This window comes from Mixta mediterraneensis (genome assembly GCF_014946725.1).
Lineage (GTDB): Bacteria > Pseudomonadota > Gammaproteobacteria > Enterobacterales > Enterobacteriaceae > Pantoea > Pantoea mediterraneensis.
Genome location: NZ_JACFXY010000015.1, coordinates 21,327 through 38,613, shown reverse-complemented (window position 1 = coordinate 38,613; position 17,287 = coordinate 21,327). Strand labels below are relative to the sequence as shown.

The following is a 17,287-nucleotide window of genomic DNA, read 5'->3' as shown; positions in this document are numbered from 1 at the left end:
CATTTTTTACTGGCCAGACTCCACTGTAATCTGTTTGACTGTGGCTGTTTTTTTACAAAAACATTAGCATCTGATTTTATGCCAATAGTTATACGATCAAGCTTTTTGTTAAAGATATTCTCCAGATTATCAAGAGTCTGCGTTATTAGTGTAATAAGTCGTACAAGTCCGGTCTTCTCTATCAAAGTCGATTTATTCTTTTCCCAATAACCTTGCTCTATAAGGTCATCTTCCAGTCGCTTGAGCTGGATTTCAGGCTTCGCTTTCAGTCAGCAATAAAAAAGGCATAACGCATTACACGTTATGCCCTTACTGCTTACGTTAAATGTTAGAGAATAGTGACATGAACGCGGTCTTCAATCAGTACTTCTGACTGACCGCTACTCTGAAACTCCTGATAAACCGTACCGTCAACAGTCACCGTTCCGTTGGAATGCCAGTTTTCAGCTCCGCCGCCCAGTTCAACGTTGCCGTTTTCCCCCGTTACGATCAATGGAGTACTTTCCTCATTGTTTTCACTCGCTATGGCATCCAGCGTGCGGTTGTCCATTTTCAGCGTGTTGTTGCCATCAGACATATCCACATTATGATGGCCCTTTAAGGCCGAGGTCAGATTCGCCAAATCGATGTTCTGATGGTCGCCATCGAGCAGCAGCGCCGCGCCGGTATCATCATAATTAACCATATCCGTATCGCTATTCGCCGCAAATGTATCGATGGCGTGCGGAGCAGGCTGATCGTCGTGTGTATTGTAGATTACGTATACCTGACCATTGTACAAATCGCTGTTACTGTCTCCTGTCGTCGATGATGGGGCGCCAACGATAAGATCAGGACGTCCGTCGCCATTCATATCCACAACATCAACCGACCAGCCAAACAACTGATTATTCACGCTACCGTAATGCACTTCTCCCCAGCCTTTATCCAGAATATCCTGAATATCGATCTGACCATTATTGCTGGCAAGATAGCCCTGATAATCGGCTTCGTGTCCACCATAAACGACATAGACGGCTCCGGTGGTATTACCGTTCGGATCCTTAGCGTTTGGATCGCTGATCACTAAGTCTTTGATACTGTCGCCGTTAAAATCATAACCTCCGATAACGTTAAGGCCAAAACCCTGCCCGCCGCCGTGATTGGTGCTGACAATGGCATACCCATATTTGGTATCAAAGGACTGAGATTGATCGTTCACGCCGATGTTAATGTTGCCATCAAGCTTATTCGCGTGGAGGATCCAGACTTTACCGTTTGTCGATTTATAGTTATCTGTTGACGATCCGATAGCAATATCTGTATCAGTGTCATTACTGAAGCCACCCAGGTTCGCGATATTGTGAGTGTGTGGAAGCTGCTCAGCACCACCGCCGTCTGGAGTAGGGCGATAATTAATTTCGTTTAAATATCCCGAGCCAATATTGTTAATACGAATCATCTGAGAAGTATCAACATCAGCCAGGCTGAGATTAGCTGGCATCCCTGTTTCCGGCACTTGGTAAAGGTACCAGGTGCCCCGGCCGTTCAGTCCCAATCTCGCTGATTCAGCATCCTGAATGGCAAGATATTGATGACCATCGCCCAAAATATCTCCGAGCATCTGAATATCGGAACCTAAGTTGTTGTTCTGCGTCGTACCTGTAGTCGTCCGGTCTTCATGGTCAATATGACCCACGCTCATGCCTTCCGGTAGATTGCTTTCAGGAACCCATCCGGCATGCTCTGTACCATTAGCTGGATCAGCCTTCAAGGTTATATTGCCCCATTTGCCGTTTGCAGGATCGAACGTGACGGTGGTGATAGCGCCGTGTTCACCTCTGGCGGAGGCAATATCGCCGATAAGAAACGTCAACGTACCGTCTTTATTCGCAATGGACCCCACGTTGAAGGCAAAATACCTAGCCCAGTCATTATCGGTTATCATGAAACCATGTTCGTTATACCCGTCTGGCGCATTGGAAATATCTTTCAGATCCAAATTCTGCGGCAACGGTTCTTTGATAAAGAACACTTTGTCGTTCCAGTGAGAGTAAATAGCTACCCAACCGCCATCTAGCGCTTTAAGACCATATCCTTCTAAGTCACTATTATCACCATTAGCGTTATGTACGGCACTGTTATTCTGAATGATGATTCCCATTTCAGGATGATTCCCGAGCAGCGTTTCAATATCACAGCTCTGGGTAATCAGATGGGCATAGTTTTTAGAGATAGCGTAGATAACGCCTTGATAATTAGCACCGCCGTTCGCGTTTGTGCCTGCTCGTGGCGCACTGATGTAAATGTAATTGTCGCTGGCTGCGATTGAATAGCCAAAGGTATCTGCCCCTCCCTCTTTCGCGCTGCTGGAGATAACCACAGGTTCGGAGGGTATGATGGTCATGCTACCATCGGAAGAACCGTTCAGATAACCCAGCTGCGATTCGTTGTCAGCGCTATCGACAACCACGGCGCTAATGTGATGCACACCCGGGGTAAGTGGATGTTCGTCGTCAGGTGTGAAGCTCCAGCTGCCATCGGCATTGACAGGAATATTGCTGGCAATGACGGCGCCGTTATCATCTTTAATGGTCACGGTGACGGTCTGGTAGGTATCACCATCCGCCAAAATAACCTGCCCATTAAACGTTGGGGTCGCGTCCGCTTTACCGGAAGTGCTTTCGATGCTGGTCGTGTTGTGGTTAACCGTATCCACTGTGAAAGCTGGCACGGATGTTTCAGCGTGGTTGCCAGCATTATCAACGACCTGGACCTGTAAAGCATCATAAAGTCCGTCTGCCAGCACAGGCACAGACGTTTGCCATTCTCCCTTATCATCTGCCTGGACTGTTGTCAGGATATTGCCGTCCTTATCCAGAATGTTGATGGTACTGCCTGCGGTGGCTTTACCGCTCAGCGTTGGCGTGGTATCGTTGGTGATACCATTTGCTGGCACTTCGGTATTAGTGACGTCGTTAGTGACATGAATATCCGTGGCTGCATTAGGCTTTACAGTATTCTGGATATAGTCTGTGGCTGCGGACGGCGTGCCCGCGTTACCCACGGCGTCGGTAACTGTTGCGGTTATGCTGTGCGAACCGTCGATCAGCGCGTTTGGTGGAGTAAATGTCCAGCTACCGTCATCAGCGATGGACGCGGTGCCCAGAACGGTATTGCCGTCCCTAATCACTACTCTGTCGCCCGGCTGGGCGCCCTCCACGTGACCACTGAGCGTCGGGGTTGTGTCATTGGTCGGATGAGCAGCATCGACAAGTTTACCCGCATCACTGGTAATGGTTACGCTGGTTGTGCCGCCAGGCGGCGTGGTGTCAACGGTGACAGCCAGATCTGAGGTTGTACTGTTGCCGGCATTGTCTGTCACTTCAACGGTCAGGTTATTTTCCCCTTCGGCCAGCGCGTCGGCCGGGGTAATCTGCCAGTCACCGTTTTGATCCACTTCAGCGGAACCGATGACCTTATCGCCCTCTTTGAGCGTTACCGTAGTGCCTGGCTCGGCTTTACCGTGAATCGTCGGCGTGCTGCTGTTGGTGGCGGTGCCATCCAGGTCGTTGCCGTCTTTATCTGAGACAGTGATAGCCTGCGCGGCGTCAGGAGCCGTGGTATCGACAGTAACATCAACCGGCCGGGCGTCACCCACATTTCCAGCGCTGTCCTGAAGCTCTGCGCTCAGATGATGGCTGCCTTCGCCCAGCGGTGATGTCGGCGTGAATGACCAGTGCCCGTCGTTGTCAATGTCAGAACAGCCGATTACCACGCCACCCTCTTTGATCACCACCCTGTCGCCAGCTTCAGCCCCCTCAACAGCGCCGCTCAGCGCTGGTGTGCTGTCATTGGTGAGTCCGCTGGTAACCGGATGCAGATCATCCGGGTTATTACCGCTGATGATCTGGATGTCGCTGAGGGTGCCCGAAGGTGGGATCGTATCGACAGTGACGTCAAGCGCAGACGATGTTCTGTTGCCGGCATTGTCTGTCACTTCAACGGTCAGGTTATTTTCCCCCTCGGCCAGTGCGTCGGCCGGGATAATCTGCCAGTCACCGTTTTGATCCACTTCAGCGGAACCGATGACCTTATCGCCCTCTTTGAGCGTTACCGTGGTGCCTGGCTCGGCTTTACCGTGAATCGTCGGCGTGCTGCTGTTGGTGGTTGTCCCCTCCAGGATATTACCGTCTTTACTGGAGAGGGTAATATCATGTGCGGCGTCAGGAGGCGTTAAATCCACGTCAATGCTGATAGGCGCGGTTGGATCGCTGGTGTTACCGCTGTTATCGGTGACTTGAGTTGTAATCTGATGCGCGCCACTTTTCAGCGCCAGCGGCAGGTCCCAGTGGCCGTTTTCATCCACCGGTGCTGTGCCGAGGACATTATCGCCGTCTTTGATGATCACGGAGCATTCTGGGGTCGCCTGTCCGCTAATCAGCAGGTGCGACTTTTCGTTGACTGTACTGGAGGTGATAATGTCATTGCCTTTCTCATCCGTTAGCTGAACATGAGTGGCGCTGTCGGGGTGCGAGGAGGCTTCCGAAGAGCTGCTGTCGCCATTATCACCACTGGTATGGCTACCGTGTCGGGAAGCCGCGATAACGCCTCCAGCGACAGCTGCGGTCGCGATGCCTGCAGCCGCCGCAGCCCAGCCGGACATACCGAACAGGCCAGCGGCACCTTTATCATTATCGTTATCTTGCTGTTCAGCCGCTGCGGATTGCGTTTCCTCCGCTAGCGCGGAACTGTCCTGAGCAGGGACAGCCTGCTCAACACTGCTTTCCCCATCACTCAGGGCGCTGACCTGTGAAGTACTGTTCGCGCCTGACCAGGTATAGAGCTGGTCTTTATCATCAATGCCATAAATGTCGCTGAGTTGCTCCTGGGCATAATAGCCTTCAATGACCACGACGGGATGATGCCCGTCTTCAGTAAAGATCGTTAAGTTGTCACCATGGCGCACAAATTTGAGATTTTTAACGGCAGTGATTCCCTCTCCGCCTTTAATGACGATATTGCCCTGTACAGGCGCCTGAATGGTTAACTGTGTTAACGATTCAACTTTTATAACAATGTTATTTTTGTCAGTAAGCATATTTTTTGCATGCGTCAACATGCTTTCAGTTTGCGATGAGATCGTCATAATCTATCCCTGGTTACAAGTTTCAATGGTTTTGCTATGTGCTCTGTGAGTGAATACAGAAATTAGGTGCATTAATAAAACATGCCGCCTGTATTTAATAATAAATGACGAATAAGCGTATTGATATATTCTGCAACTGCTATAACTATGAGGTTTCTCTTATTAAAATCAGGTAAACAGAGCGGCTATATATGTAAATAATTGTTTATCTATTTAATTTTAAAGGGGTAAATTTATTTGTTTATGGTCGTAATGATGAAATCATGAATTAATCACTTGGATTAATTGTTTATATTATTACCCTGCTTTACGCTAATTATTTCTCCGGCCGGAATTACGAGGTATAAATTAAGGTTAAATATTGAGCATCATCATCTTTCACTGGATATAACGCTCTTTTATTTTCCGTAAAAATAAAAAAAGAAAGTTCTCAACAATAATGAGATGAATCACCTAAATAAAAAATATTAATAATGTTATTTCTTCTTTAAACCAGAAATACCAGGGTTGCCACATAAATAAAGGTAACGGAATTACCAACCTTCAGAGATTCGAAAATCCCATTATGAAAGACAATAACAGAACGCACTCGTCTGCACCTGCGGGGAAGGATACCCTGCTTAATGCGGTCGTCTGGATAGTTAACAAACACGGAAAGTCGGTGAGCCAGGATGTGCTCCATGCAGGATTGCCAAGAGGCGAGAAATTAACGCCGGATTTTGCCGTAAGGATGTTAGAGCAGGTGGGGATTCATGCCGGATGGATGAAAAGAGATTTGTTAAGTGTTGCAGACTCCCTTTTCCCCGTCATTATCGCGACTGCTACTGGAGAATATGCCATTCTGCTTGGCAGAGACGGCGAGCACTTCTCGCTGCTGGAACCCACTGAAGTGGAAGTTCGCCATCTCACTGGCAAGGAACTGACCGAATGTTACGCCGGATTCGCCCTGTTCTCGAAGACCAGGGTCACGCGAACAGCCAGAGCAGATGACGATATTTTACCCGATGCTTCTCAGGCGGGGCACTGGTTGTTTTCTAACCTCTGGCGCTACCGGCAGTACTTTTATAGCGCCGCTCTGGCAGCGCTGCTGGCAAACATTCTGACACTGTCGACTACTTTTTTTACCATGAACGTTTATGACCGGGTGGTGCCTACAGGCGCTTATGCCACGCTGTGGTCACTGGCGATTGGTGTACTCATCGCTATTAGCTTTGAATTTATTTCCCGACAAATCAGAACATATCTGGTGGATAGCGCCGGGAAAAAAGCCGATCTTCTCGTCGGCTCGCGCCTGTTTCGCAAGACCCTGGCCATCAGAATGGAGTGCAAACCCCGGTCGGCTGGTTCATTCGCCAACCAGCTGCGCGAGTTTGAATCCGTCCGGGATTTTCTCTCTTCGGCGACGCTTGCTACGCTCTCTGATCTCCCCTTCTGCCTGCTCTTTCTGAGCGTGATGTTCATGATCGGCGGCCAGCTGGTCATTATTCCGATGCTGGCAGTACCGGTCATCATTATTGCCGGGATTGTTATTCAGTGGCCACTGTCGCGCTATATGAAGGAAAACATCAGCGAAATCTCGCAGAAGCAGGGCCTCGTTATCGAAACCATTGTGGGCCTTGAAACGCTTAAGGCGGCAAAAGGTGAAGGAGTAATGCAAAAACGCTGGGACGACTTCAGCGCCCTCGCCGCTGCTTCATCAATGAAAACGCGCTATCTGTCGAGCCTGACCAGCAACTTTGTCAGCTACGTCCAGCAGGTATGCACGGTGCTTATCGTGCTGTGGGGCGTGTACCTTATCCATGCAGGGGAACTGACAATGGGGGCGCTGGTTGGGATGGTGATTCTTTCCGGGCGCTCGCTGTCGCCGCTGGCGGCAGTGGTCAATCTGGCGATTCGCTTTCAGCAGGCTAAAACCGCATTAACTTCTCTGAATCAGCTTATGGCGATGCCCACGGAGCGCGATAAGCAGGCCCATTTTTTACCGACCCCGCCACTGAAAGGGGAAATTAAGCTGAATCAGGCTGGCTTTCATTACCCCAAAACGGGCATTCAGGATCCGCAACACATTCTGCACGACCTGAATCTGCAAATCCGTCCCGGCGAGCGGGTCGCGATCTTAGGCAGCATTGGCAGCGGTAAATCGACGCTGTTAAAAATCCTGGCGCGTCTCTATTTGCCAACCCAGGGGCAAATGACCATGGACGGGCTGGATGTTAATCAGATAGATCCGGCCGACTGGCGCTCTGCCTGCGGCTACGTATGTCAGGACAATCGGTTATTTCAGGGTACGTTACGCCATAACATCGTGATAGGAAATCCTGCTGTCAGCACGGAGCGCTTCCTTGAGGTGGCGCGGCTGACGGGAATCGATGCTCTCTCTCGCCGCCACCCGGCAGGCTACGATATGCCGATTGGCGAAATGGGACAAGGGCTTTCAGGTGGGCAGCGCCAGCAGGTGTCACTGGCCAGATGCTTATTACTGGATCCCACCATCTTATTAATGGATGAGCCGACAAGCTCGATGGATACAGCTTCCGAAGCGCTATTTATTGGCCAGCTAAAGAAGGTCGTTCAGGATAAAACGCTGGTGATCGTTACTCATCGCACGGCAGTGCTGGAACTGGTTGACCGCATTATCGTGCTGGAGGATGGAAAAATCCTGGCAGACGGTGCGAAGGACGTCATTATGGCGAAGTTGCGCCAGTCACCGCGCAAGGCCACCGCCGAGCAAAACGTTGTCCGCTCCGCTTCCGGAGTGGCAGGTAACCAGGAGGCTGCTGCCAATGCGTAAACAACCTAAAATGCAGTCTGCAGATATGCAGTTTCTGGATGATCTGCAAAACGCGATTGTGATGCAAAAGCATCCAAGGAGCATGGCCGTTCTCTGGCTGATTGTGGTCATCGTTATCTCAGCGCTGGTGTGGTCCCATTTTGCCCGCGTTGAAGAGGTAACCAAAGGCGATGCCAAAGTGATCCCCGCCAGCCATGAACAGATCATTGAAAGCTTTGAAGACGGCACGCTGGAGACGCTGTTTGTTAAAGAAGGCGATCTGGTGGAAAAGGGGCAGCCATTGCTTAAGCTGGATTCCACCCGCGCGGAAGCGAGCTACCAGGAAGAGTTATCGAAAACGTACAGCCTTAAAGGTGCTATCTCACGTGCGCGCGCGGAAGCCTATGATTTACCGCTGATCTTTCCGCAGGAAATTCAGGATGTTCATACCATCGTTCAGGATGAAACCAAAGCGTATCAGACGCGGCGCAAGCTATTGGATGAGAGTATCAATGCGCTGTCGAACAACCTGAAACTCGCCGAGCAAGAGGTCAACCTTTCAGAGCCACTGGCGAAACGTGGTCTGATTTCGGATATGGAAATCCTGCGTCTGCGGCGTCAGGCTAACGATCTCCGCCTGCAGATTGCGGATCGTACCAATAAATACCATTCCGAGGCTAACAGCGAGCTTACCCGCCTGGAGTCGGATTTAACACAGGCTGAAGCACGGCTGGTTGGACGCAAGGACGTGATAAAATACGCCCTGATTACAGCACCGGTAAGAGGCACGATTAACAGCATTAAAGCCACTACCATTGATGGAGTTATCTCACGCGGCACCCAGATTATGTCGCTTATTCCTTCAGAAGATAATCTGCTACTGGAAACGAAGATCAAACCTTCAGAAGTCGCTTTCCTGCATCCTGGTCTGCCAGCCACGGTAAAAATCTCTGCCTACGATTTTGCCATTTATGGCGGTCTTAGCGGCGTTATCGAGAGCATCAGCCCCGACACTATTATCGATGAAACCAAAGCCCGTTCTGGACGCGAGGATGCGACCTACTATCGGGTCTATATCAGGACGCACGGATCGGATTTACATGTCAAAGACAAGAGCTTCCCTATTATTCCAGGGATGACGGCAAGCGTGGAGATCAAAACAGGTGAAAAAACGATCCTGTCCTACCTGCTCAAGCCGGTTTTAAAAGCGCGTGAAGCATTCAGGGAGAGATAATGCAATGCGAAGGAACATTTTTATCATAAGCTTACTGGCGATAAGCTTCGACTGTGCCGCCTCGCTGGCGACAGGCGATTTGAAACGCAAAGACGATCTTATTCGCGGCAGTACCCGCGCCTATCTTGAACAGACGATTAACCAGGCGCTGGTCTACAGCCCTGAAATTAAAGTCGCGGATGCAGACAGCAGCGCGGCGCATTATGACATCGATCAGGTAAAAGGGCAGCGCTGGCCGCAGGTACAGCTGGGCACTACCGCGCCGATGGCCTCTTTTGGTAGCGGGGCTGCGCCTGGACAACGTCGTCCTGGGGACAGTAGCCTTGCGGTAAGCGTTACAACCACCCTTTTCGACTGGGGCAAAAACAGCGAAAGCATAGACGGTGCGACGCAGCAGGCCAAAGCGTCTGTGCATCAATATGACTACACTCGCCAGCAAATCGCCTACAGCACGGTCAACGAATTAATTGATCTCAGTCGCTACCGGCAGAATCAGGACATTACGCTGCGCTACGTCGAGCGCATGCGCGAGCTGGTGAATATGCTGAACGAAATTACTAAAACGGATAGGGGGAGATACAGCGAGCTGGTGCAGGCCAGAGCGAAGCTATTAGCGGCCGAAACCGCGTTGCAAAGAGTCCGGGAGCAGCTCAGACAGTCGGAAATAAAACTTTCTCGTCTGACTGGCCGGTCCGTTACGCTCCCGAAAAAGTTCGACTGGACCATGCGCCCGATTCCTCCTTCGCTGGTGATGAGCCGACTGGCGAACCACCCTTCGCTGCTAAAAGCACAGGCTGAGAGCAGCGCGGCGGAACATCAGGCTGCCGCCGTTAAGGCGGGTAGCCTTCCGCAAATCAACTGGGTTGTCTCTAAAAATACGGCTAAAGACAGCTATGGCAACGATGAGCAGTGGTACACCGGGCTAAATGTGCAGTGGAATATTTTTTCTGGTGGCTCTGACAAAGCGGCCATTCTGGCCTCTTCCGCTCGTGCTTCGGCCAGTAAGTCGCAATATACCCAGTCGCGTATGGATATGGAGTACCAGATAAAAAACCTGACTCTGAGTCGGGATACCGCCGAAATGCAGGCGCGGGAGTATAAAAAGCTCAGCCAGGAGACGGACAAGGTGAGTAAGATTTATTACGAACAGTGGTTACGCTTGGGAAAAAGAACCCTGCTGGATGTGCTGACCGCCGAAAACGACCGCTACAACAACCATATTGCCGCCGTTAATGCTGAGCATGATGTTTACAGCAATAATATTACGCTTATCGCCATGGCCAATATGCTGTTCGAATGGCTTAATATCCATCCCCGCTAGATCCCTGATAAACACCTAAGACTATGGCTTGGGTGTTTTTTCTGCCCTCCCGGCATATACACCGCATTATATTAAATGGCTAAACGAATTTTAGTCGGCCCGTGTAAACAAAGCGTCGTTAGTCAATACTGACAGAAGCGTTGCCTGGTGCTGTCGCATTGATGTGATCAGCTCGCTGAAATTCGGGCCTGATTGTTTTTTTGCAAACAGCAGATAAAACAGCTCTGCTGGGGACACATCACCCTCTTCCATATGCTGAGTAATAGGACGCCGATCAGAGGAGCTTGTGTATCAAGGCTGAACGCATCGGGTTTTTCCTGTTTTAAACGTAACGGGGAAAATCATTATGCAGCTGGCAGCAGGCTGTAGATTATTACGGCTCAAGGAAGCCATCCATGCAGAGGGTATGTTCTTTTTAAAAAACCTGAACGCTAATTCCCATTTTATACCGTGATTCAACCTATTGGCTTTCAAAGAATTTCACCAGCAAGAATTACCTTTAACTATATGAATAAATAATATTTTTTTGTAATTTTCACGATGAAAACACCCTGTTTTCCATATGAAGCGTTGAGAAACGTTACTGAAGCGCTGAAGGGAACATAATGTTATATGCCCTTGCTCATTAACTCATTGAAGATATAACCGGTTTATAAAACGCTCTAAGTTTGATGTTTGTACATATCGAACAGACTAACCAACACGTCGTGCTTATAAGCCTACTGCTTTGAGAAATCAAAAAGCTGGACGCTATTTTTGTAAACTCAGAAAATATTAAATGCTAACGCTCTTTGCAGTTGACTAAATCATATAAAACAGATTTCACGGATTAATAGAGTTCCCCAGACGTAAAGCACGGGGTGCGCGATCTGGGTGATCGATTTATAACGGCCTGTTGTCTCTGAAAAGTTCGTTGAAGATAAACAGATGTCATATCTGACTTTCACCACTCTATTTCGTCTTTTCTGATAACATCACTTCGCGTTCAGGCTGGCACTGTCGGGAAGTTTTCACCAAATATTTTCATCCTCAACTAGATGATTTATAATGATTTTTAAAAAAATTTTCATGCTGAAAACACCATGGCTTGAACCGTTTTTGCGAATGTAATGTGGTCAGTTGTCCTGATGCAGGATTGTAATCTAAATACCACTATAACGTGGAACTACGCTTATAACGCTTGCTGAAGTAATAAATAGAAAATCAAGCGAATAGACGAGACCGTGCTAAATAACTATTAATAGACACAGAAAATTAGATTATTGATAGATTTTTAGACAGATTCTTATGACAGCCTTAAGGCGACAGAGAATAATGAAATACAAACTATAAAAATTACAGCCTTTTCGGACAGATAAGGTATGTATGAATATTCCTGCTTATTTATCCAGCCTAATCCATCCATCCGTATTGAGTAATTAAGCTCACCTGCTTGAGAAAAATCCAATTTTTTAGTTTTTTTCTGAGAAATTGGCAGATAACGGCTTTTTGTGTAGTATGCGGAAAAATTTATCGATGAGGCGAATATGAAGCGTGATTATGGTGGTGTGCTAGAAATGGCTACGCGAGCTAATTCCATGCTACATGGATTAAGCAGTCATATTGAACAGCAGCGACAGGAATTTAATCAGACAGGCTTTTACCAAACGTTTTCTCGCAATGCTGTTGCCAATATGCCGTTACTGAGTAAACACGCTGTCGTAGCGGCAATTAATGACATGGAAGAGGCCGGGTATCAGTTTGGAAAGCGGCAAACCGGCAGCACTTCACAATACGCTCTGACTATCCAGAATATCGTCGATATATATCAACACCGTAAAGTGCCAAAATATCGTGATAAACATGAAGGCCCGTTTGTGGTCTTTGTGGTGAGCCTGAAAGGGGGTGTGTCCAAAACGGTTAGCACCGTAACGCTGGCGCATGGTATGCGCGCGCATCCGGCGATGCTGCACAATGATTTGCGTATTCTGGTGATTGATCTCGATCCGCAGGCATCAAGCACGATGTTTTTGAGTCACACCAATAGCATCGGCTCGGTGTTAGAGACGGCTGCACAAGCCATGCTTAATGATCTCGATACAGAACAATTGCGCAGTCAGTTTATTAAGCCGACCGTTATGCCTGGCGTTGATGTCATACCTGCTTTCATCGACGATGGCTTTGTGGCGAGTGACTGGGAAGAGCTGGTAGCGAAGCATCTTCCCGGCGTCGCGCCTTCGGATGTATTACGGCGTAACGTTATCGATCGGCTGGCAGGGGATTATGACTTCATCTTCCTTGATACAGGGCCACATCTTGACGCGTTTATGCTCAATGCAATTGCTGCCAGCGATGTATTACTGACGCCAACACCGCCTGCCCAGGTCGATTTCCATTCAACAATGAAATATTTGACGCGCTTACCAGAAATGCTGGAGCGTATCGAATCAGAAGGCGTGGAACCGCGTTTAAAAGGCAATATCGGCTTTATGTCGAAGATGACATCGAAGCATGACCATCTGACTTCTCAAAGCTATGCCCGCGAAGTTTTTACCAAATCCATGCTTGATTGTAGTTTGCCGCGACTGGACGGTTTTGAGCGCTGTGGCGAATCCTTTGATACGGTTATTAGCGCCAATCCGTCATCTTATCCCGGTAGCGCTGATGCGTTACGTAAAGCTAAACATGAAGCTGAGCAGTTCTCTCGGGCTGTTTTTGATCGTATTGAATATATCAGGAGCACCCTGTGAGCAAGCCTATACAGCGCATCGGACGTACCCTTGGCGAGTCCGCTATTGCCAGCATCATTGATAGCAACAACCATTCGCGCGTGTTTACGCTGAAATCGAAAAAAACGGCGACTTTTGTCCGCCAGTTGATCCCGCATCATGATATAGAAGCGAAAACCTATGTCGATCCACAGATTAATGGGCGTGACCAGAGCACATTGACCGCGGAATCGGTTAAAGACATTACGCGTACTATCACGCTGCAGCAGTTTTTCCCAGCGATAGGCCGTATCAAGGGTAATCGCATCGAAATTATGGATGGCTCGCGTCGTCGCGCTGCATGCCTGTTCTCCGGTGCCAGCCTTGAAGTATTAGTAACCGCCGACGAACTGGATATGAGTGACGCCCGCCAGCTTGCTGCCGACATTCAGACGGCAAAAGAGCACAACTTACGAGAGCTAGGGTTGCGCTTTAAGCTGATGAATGAAGGAGGCATGAACAAGAGTGAGATCGCCAAAGCTGAGGGTATCTCGAACGCCAAAGTGACGCGTGCTTTCCAGGCTGCCGCGGTTCCGGCTGAATTCATTGAGATGTTCCCGGTGGTTTCAGAGTTGACGCTACAAGACTACCAGTTGTTACTGGATGTCTGGGAAGAAGCCAAAGCCGAAGCTGTTGAGGTAAACGATGTTGCTGCTCAGATTCAGAAAAAAATCACTGAAGCTGAGCTGCCAGAGAGCACCAATACTGACGAAAAGAAAGCGATGATCCTTGGTCTCTTTAAATCCGCAAAGCGTCAGCTAAAAGTTTCCGTACCGACCAACAAAACGGTCACAGAAAAACTGGCCACCTTTAGTACCGCAAATACTTATGCGCGCCGTAAGACAAATGACGAGAAGCGCACAGTACAATATGAATTTAGTCGTTTACCAAAAGAGATCGCCGAGAAAATTGACGCGTCAATCAGGGAAATACTGGGGACGATAAAGTAAAGCTAACAGGAGCGGAAATTATTTTTTCTTCTGCTTTCACTCGATGTTTTAAACAAACCGGCTATTTGCCGGTTTTTTGCTGCCTAATTTCATAACCTCTTCGGTAATCTCCCCATTTTTAACGGAGGCAATAAGTAGAATCAGGCTATGCGCTGAATATGCTGCATCGGCGTGTAGCCATTTAACGCCATATTCGGACGCTCGTGATTATAAAACCATTGCCACCGCGTGGCATAGTCCTGCAATTCATCCAGTGAGGAAAACAGATACTGCCCCAGCCAGTCATAACGCACCGTCCGGTTATATCGCTCAATATAAGCGTTCTGCTGAGGTTTTCCGGGCTGAATAAAGTGAAGCACTATATTCTGCCGTTCCGCCCATGACATCAGTAGCTTACCTGTGTATTATGGCCCGTTATCACACCGAATGGCTGCTGGTTTTCCCTTCCATTCAATGAGTTGAGCCAGCGTCCTGACTACCCGACTTGCCGGCAGGGAAAAATCCACCTCAATGGCCAGTGCCTCACGATTAAAATCATCGATAACATTCAGTAAACGGACAGAACGACCATCCGACAGCTGATCATGCATGAAGCCCATTGACCAGCATTCATTGCTGTTTTCAGGCACCGCCAGCGGTTCGGGCTTATCCCGCTTCAGTCGTTTTTTCGGCCTTATTCGCATATTCAGCGACAACTCGCAGTAAATTCGGTACTCCCTTTTGTGGTTGAACCGGAAGCCTTTTACGTTACGCAGGTACAAAAAGCACAGGCCAAATCCCCAGTTGCGCTGGCTGTCAGTGATGCGAAGCAGCCAGTCGGCAATGACGGTATTTTCTTCATTCATCTGAGGCTGATAGCGACAGCAACTTTCGCTGACAACAAACAACGGGCAGGCAAAACGTATACTGACGCTTCGGCTTCTGACCGCGTCCTGTGCCATCTGCTTTCGGTGCGATGGCTTCACCACTTTTTTGCCATGGCCTCCTGAATGATTTCCGCTTTAAAGCGTTCTTCGGCATACATTTTTTTGAGGCGGCGGTTTTCGTCTTCCGGCTCTTTCAGGCGGGCCATCATGGAGGCATCCGTCCCGCCATAGCGCGAGCGCCATTTGTAGAAGCTGGCACTGCTCATGCCGTGTTCGCGGCACAGTTCAGCCACTGGCGTTCCGGCCTCGGCTTGTTTCAGGATGGACATGATCTGGCTGTCAGTAAAACGTGATTTTTTCATAGGTATCTCCCCGGTTCAGATTACGAGAAAATTCTACCTATCAACACACCGGATTTTCGGGAGGATTACCTTTCATTTCACTGACATATTTCATAGTCATTTTTTCTCTTTATGCATAATGAGCCGGTATTGCCCGGTTAAAATTATCCCTGGTTTGTACTTTTCGAAGCCAGATACTCTCTCTCAGTCGGATTATGAGACCGAAATCTTTTCGGAACAGCTTTCGATAGAATAATATTCTGTTTTCCGACACAGTATCGGCGTCGGTTGTCAGCCTCTCTCGCCAACGATACGACTTTCCGTAACCAGGACTGATGTACCCGATCACTGGGATAGTGGTCGCGATAACTCGCTCCCAATCTGACGCCGAGGAAACATCATGGTGGACGAAAATCACCTGGTCTCAGAATGCTTCAGCCGCTGATATGTCGTTGGTCTCGTCGAGATCGGTGAAAACGATGTTTGTACCTGATCATGCAAGTAATTTGGCTTCCGCACGACCATTAGACCATCGGTATTTAACAGGCGGAATAAAATACGGGTCAAATTTCGAGTCTTGACAACATCAGGTGAAAAAATTACTGTTCAAAACAGCTCAATAGATAACTGAATGATCCCGAGTCCGGGCGTGATCAGATATTGAGTAGATAACGTCATAGATCATTCCTCTGGATTAGATGCCTTGCAGACTACTTCAGAAAATCACTGTCGTTCGTATACCCAAAGCTATCACGCTCCCTGCATTACCGCGAGCACCAGAATCGCGGATATAGGGGCAGCCCCGCCCTTCCGCAGTCGTACACCGCGCAGTAGCGAATTCACGCGACTCTCTCTATGATGGCTTTTTCCCGTGTCAATGTCGGGACCGATTAGAACTCAGGGAAGCACCACGCGATGACCTTATTAAACGACCTTGATTTGCGCCAGTTGGAAGCCTTCTCGGCGGTAATTGCGACGGGCAGCGTGACGGCAGCGGCCAAAACGCTCAACCGATCGCAGCCGGTAGTGTCACGTCAGATCCAGGAACTGGAACAGTCGCTCGGTTATCCGCTATTTATCCGTAATGGCCCGCGCATCCATCCTTCTGAACAGGCGCTGCAACTGCATCAATACGTACAAAAAGCCTTGCTGTCATTGCAGCAGATTCGCCTGCGCGCGCAGGAGATAGCGCACCAGCAGCACCGTCCGCTCATTATCGCCGCGACGCCCGCGCTGGCCGCCGGTTTACTGCCGCAGGCGCTGGCCGCGCTCGATCTGCAGAACAAAGTGCAAATCATCAGTGAATCCGCGGAGCAGACTGCGCATGCCGTGATTACCGCCGAAGCCGATCTTGGCCTGTGCAGCCTGCCGCTGGAGCATCATGCCGTAGAGTTGCACTGGATTGGCCAGTCGCGCTGTGTTGTGGCGCTGCCTGAGAACGACGAACTGGTGGCACAGGCGCAGCTGTCGCTCAGCCAGCTGGCCGGACGCCGTTTGATTGCGCCGTGGAGCCCGCAGCGGCTGCGTGGACGCTATGAAAAAGCACTGAAAAAGGTCAAGGCACCGCTGCTGGAAACCATTGAAACCAACTCTTCGGCCAATATCCTCGGCTGCGTGCGCGCCGGACTGGGCGTGGCGATCCTCGAGCCGGTTACGGCCTGGGGTATGCCGCTGACGGGCGTCGCGATTCGCTCTCTGGAAGAAGAGATCCCCTATTACTTTGGCGTGATTACGCCGCAGGGGCGACAAATCTCCACTGCCGTGCAGGCGCTGACGGAAGCGCTGTCGAACGCCGCCGCCGAGCTGCTGCCGGACTTTGAATGTCTGGCTGCCAGCGAGCATCCACGCGTTATGCGACTGATTAATCAGGTTTGAGTGACGCTGCAAATCGTTGAATATCACATCGTGACTATCCACCTGGTCGCCATCA

The 17,287-nt window shown here is 49.5% G+C and carries 11 protein-coding genes and 1 pseudogene; 7 read left to right on the top strand and 5 right to left on the bottom strand.

Annotated features, from left to right (window positions below; genetic code table 11):
• Positions 1-328 precede the first annotated feature (328 nt).
• Positions 329-5,128: an Ig-like domain-containing protein gene (locus H2P46_RS19895; protein ID WP_193406573.1), complete on the bottom strand. Its 4,800-nt coding sequence runs from the start codon at positions 5,126-5,128 to the stop codon at positions 329-331.
• Positions 5,129-5,693: 565 nt separating this feature from the next.
• Here H2P46_RS19895 and H2P46_RS19890 point away from each other — a divergent pair.
• Genes H2P46_RS19890 through H2P46_RS19880 form a run of 3 tightly spaced genes read left to right on the top strand, consistent with a single transcriptional unit; the run spans position 5,694 to position 10,453 of the window.
• A complete protein-coding gene (locus H2P46_RS19890; protein ID WP_193406572.1) occupies positions 5,694-7,919 on the top strand; it encodes a type I secretion system permease/ATPase in 2,226 nt (741 codons plus the stop codon).
• On the top strand, positions 7,912-9,132 hold the full coding sequence (locus H2P46_RS19885; RefSeq protein ID WP_193406571.1) for a beta-barrel domain-containing protein: 1,221 nt from the start codon (positions 7,912-7,914) through the stop codon (positions 9,130-9,132). The genes H2P46_RS19890 and H2P46_RS19885 overlap by 8 nt, the downstream gene beginning before the upstream one ends.
• A 4-nt stretch (positions 9,133-9,136) precedes the next feature.
• Positions 9,137-10,453 (top strand): TolC family protein, encoded by a 1,317-nt coding sequence (locus tag H2P46_RS19880; RefSeq protein ID WP_193406570.1) that lies wholly within the window; start codon positions 9,137-9,139, stop codon positions 10,451-10,453.
• A gap of 90 nt (positions 10,454-10,543) precedes the next feature.
• Here the strand turns inward: H2P46_RS19880 and H2P46_RS23105 are convergent, their stop codons facing one another.
• Positions 10,544-10,705, bottom strand: coding sequence for a hypothetical protein (locus H2P46_RS23105; RefSeq protein WP_238939043.1), 162 nt, complete (start codon positions 10,703-10,705; stop codon positions 10,544-10,546).
• Between the two features lie 1,274 nt (positions 10,706-11,979).
• On the opposite strand from H2P46_RS23105, the gene H2P46_RS19875 reads away from it, so the two are divergent.
• On the top strand, positions 11,980-13,182 hold the full coding sequence (locus H2P46_RS19875) for an AAA family ATPase (RefSeq protein ID WP_193406569.1): 1,203 nt from the start codon (positions 11,980-11,982) through the stop codon (positions 13,180-13,182).
• Positions 13,179-14,150: a ParB family protein gene (locus H2P46_RS19870; protein WP_193406568.1), complete on the top strand. Its 972-nt coding sequence runs from the start codon at positions 13,179-13,181 to the stop codon at positions 14,148-14,150. Before H2P46_RS19875 ends, H2P46_RS19870 begins: the two co-directional genes overlap by 4 nt.
• Before the next feature lie 140 nt (positions 14,151-14,290).
• Here the strand turns inward: H2P46_RS19870 and H2P46_RS23555 are convergent, their stop codons facing one another.
• Positions 14,291-14,464 carry an integrase core domain-containing protein gene (locus H2P46_RS23555; protein ID WP_476738969.1) on the bottom strand — a complete coding sequence of 58 codons (174 nt, stop codon included), beginning with the start codon at positions 14,462-14,464 and terminating at the stop codon, positions 14,291-14,293.
• Here H2P46_RS23555 and H2P46_RS23550 point away from each other — a divergent pair.
• Positions 14,452-14,499, top strand: a pseudogene (locus tag H2P46_RS23550) (hypothetical protein); the annotation flags it as partial. The gene H2P46_RS23555 and the pseudogene H2P46_RS23550 overlap by 13 nt on opposite strands.
• A gap of 55 nt (positions 14,500-14,554) precedes the next feature.
• On the opposite strand, the gene H2P46_RS23545 reads toward H2P46_RS23550, so the two are convergent.
• Both H2P46_RS23545 and H2P46_RS23540 read right to left on the bottom strand, forming a co-directional pair.
• Entirely contained in the window at positions 14,555-14,995 is a 441-nt protein-coding gene (locus H2P46_RS23545; protein ID WP_476738973.1) for a DDE-type integrase/transposase/recombinase, read from the bottom strand.
• A 116-nt stretch (positions 14,996-15,111) separates the two neighbouring features.
• Positions 15,112-15,378 (bottom strand): transposase, encoded by a 267-nt coding sequence (locus H2P46_RS23540; protein ID WP_476738972.1) that lies wholly within the window; start codon positions 15,376-15,378, stop codon positions 15,112-15,114.
• 894 nt (positions 15,379-16,272) lie between these two features.
• Here H2P46_RS23540 and H2P46_RS19860 point away from each other — a divergent pair.
• The gene (locus H2P46_RS19860) at positions 16,273-17,232 is read left to right on the top strand and encodes a LysR family transcriptional regulator (RefSeq protein ID WP_193406567.1); all 960 of its coding nucleotides are present in this window, start codon (positions 16,273-16,275) and stop codon (positions 17,230-17,232) included.
• The last annotated feature ends 55 nt before the right edge of the window (positions 17,233-17,287 follow it).

Excerpts from the sequence above, each read along its gene's own strand:
- H2P46_RS19885 (WP_193406571.1), top strand. The coding sequence starts at position 7,912 with ATGCGTAAACAACCTAAAATGCAGTCTGCAGATATGCAGTTTCTGGAT.
- H2P46_RS19880 (WP_193406570.1), top strand. The coding sequence starts at position 9,137 with ATGCGAAGGAACATTTTTATCATAAGCTTACTGGCGATAAGCTTCGAC.
- H2P46_RS23105 (WP_238939043.1), bottom strand. The coding sequence starts at position 10,705 with ATGGAAGAGGGTGATGTGTCCCCAGCAGAGCTGTTTTATCTGCTGTTT.
- H2P46_RS19890 (WP_193406572.1), top strand. The coding sequence starts at position 5,694 with ATGAAAGACAATAACAGAACGCACTCGTCTGCACCTGCGGGGAAGGAT.
- H2P46_RS19875 (WP_193406569.1), top strand. The coding sequence starts at position 11,980 with ATGAAGCGTGATTATGGTGGTGTGCTAGAAATGGCTACGCGAGCTAAT.
- H2P46_RS23545 (WP_476738973.1), bottom strand. The coding sequence starts at position 14,995 with ATGAATGAAGAAAATACCGTCATTGCCGACTGGCTGCTTCGCATCACT.
- H2P46_RS19895 (WP_193406573.1), bottom strand. The coding sequence starts at position 5,128 with ATGACGATCTCATCGCAAACTGAAAGCATGTTGACGCATGCAAAAAAT.
- H2P46_RS23540 (WP_476738972.1), bottom strand. The coding sequence starts at position 15,378 with ATGAAAAAATCACGTTTTACTGACAGCCAGATCATGTCCATCCTGAAA.
- H2P46_RS19860 (WP_193406567.1), top strand. The coding sequence starts at position 16,273 with ATGACCTTATTAAACGACCTTGATTTGCGCCAGTTGGAAGCCTTCTCG.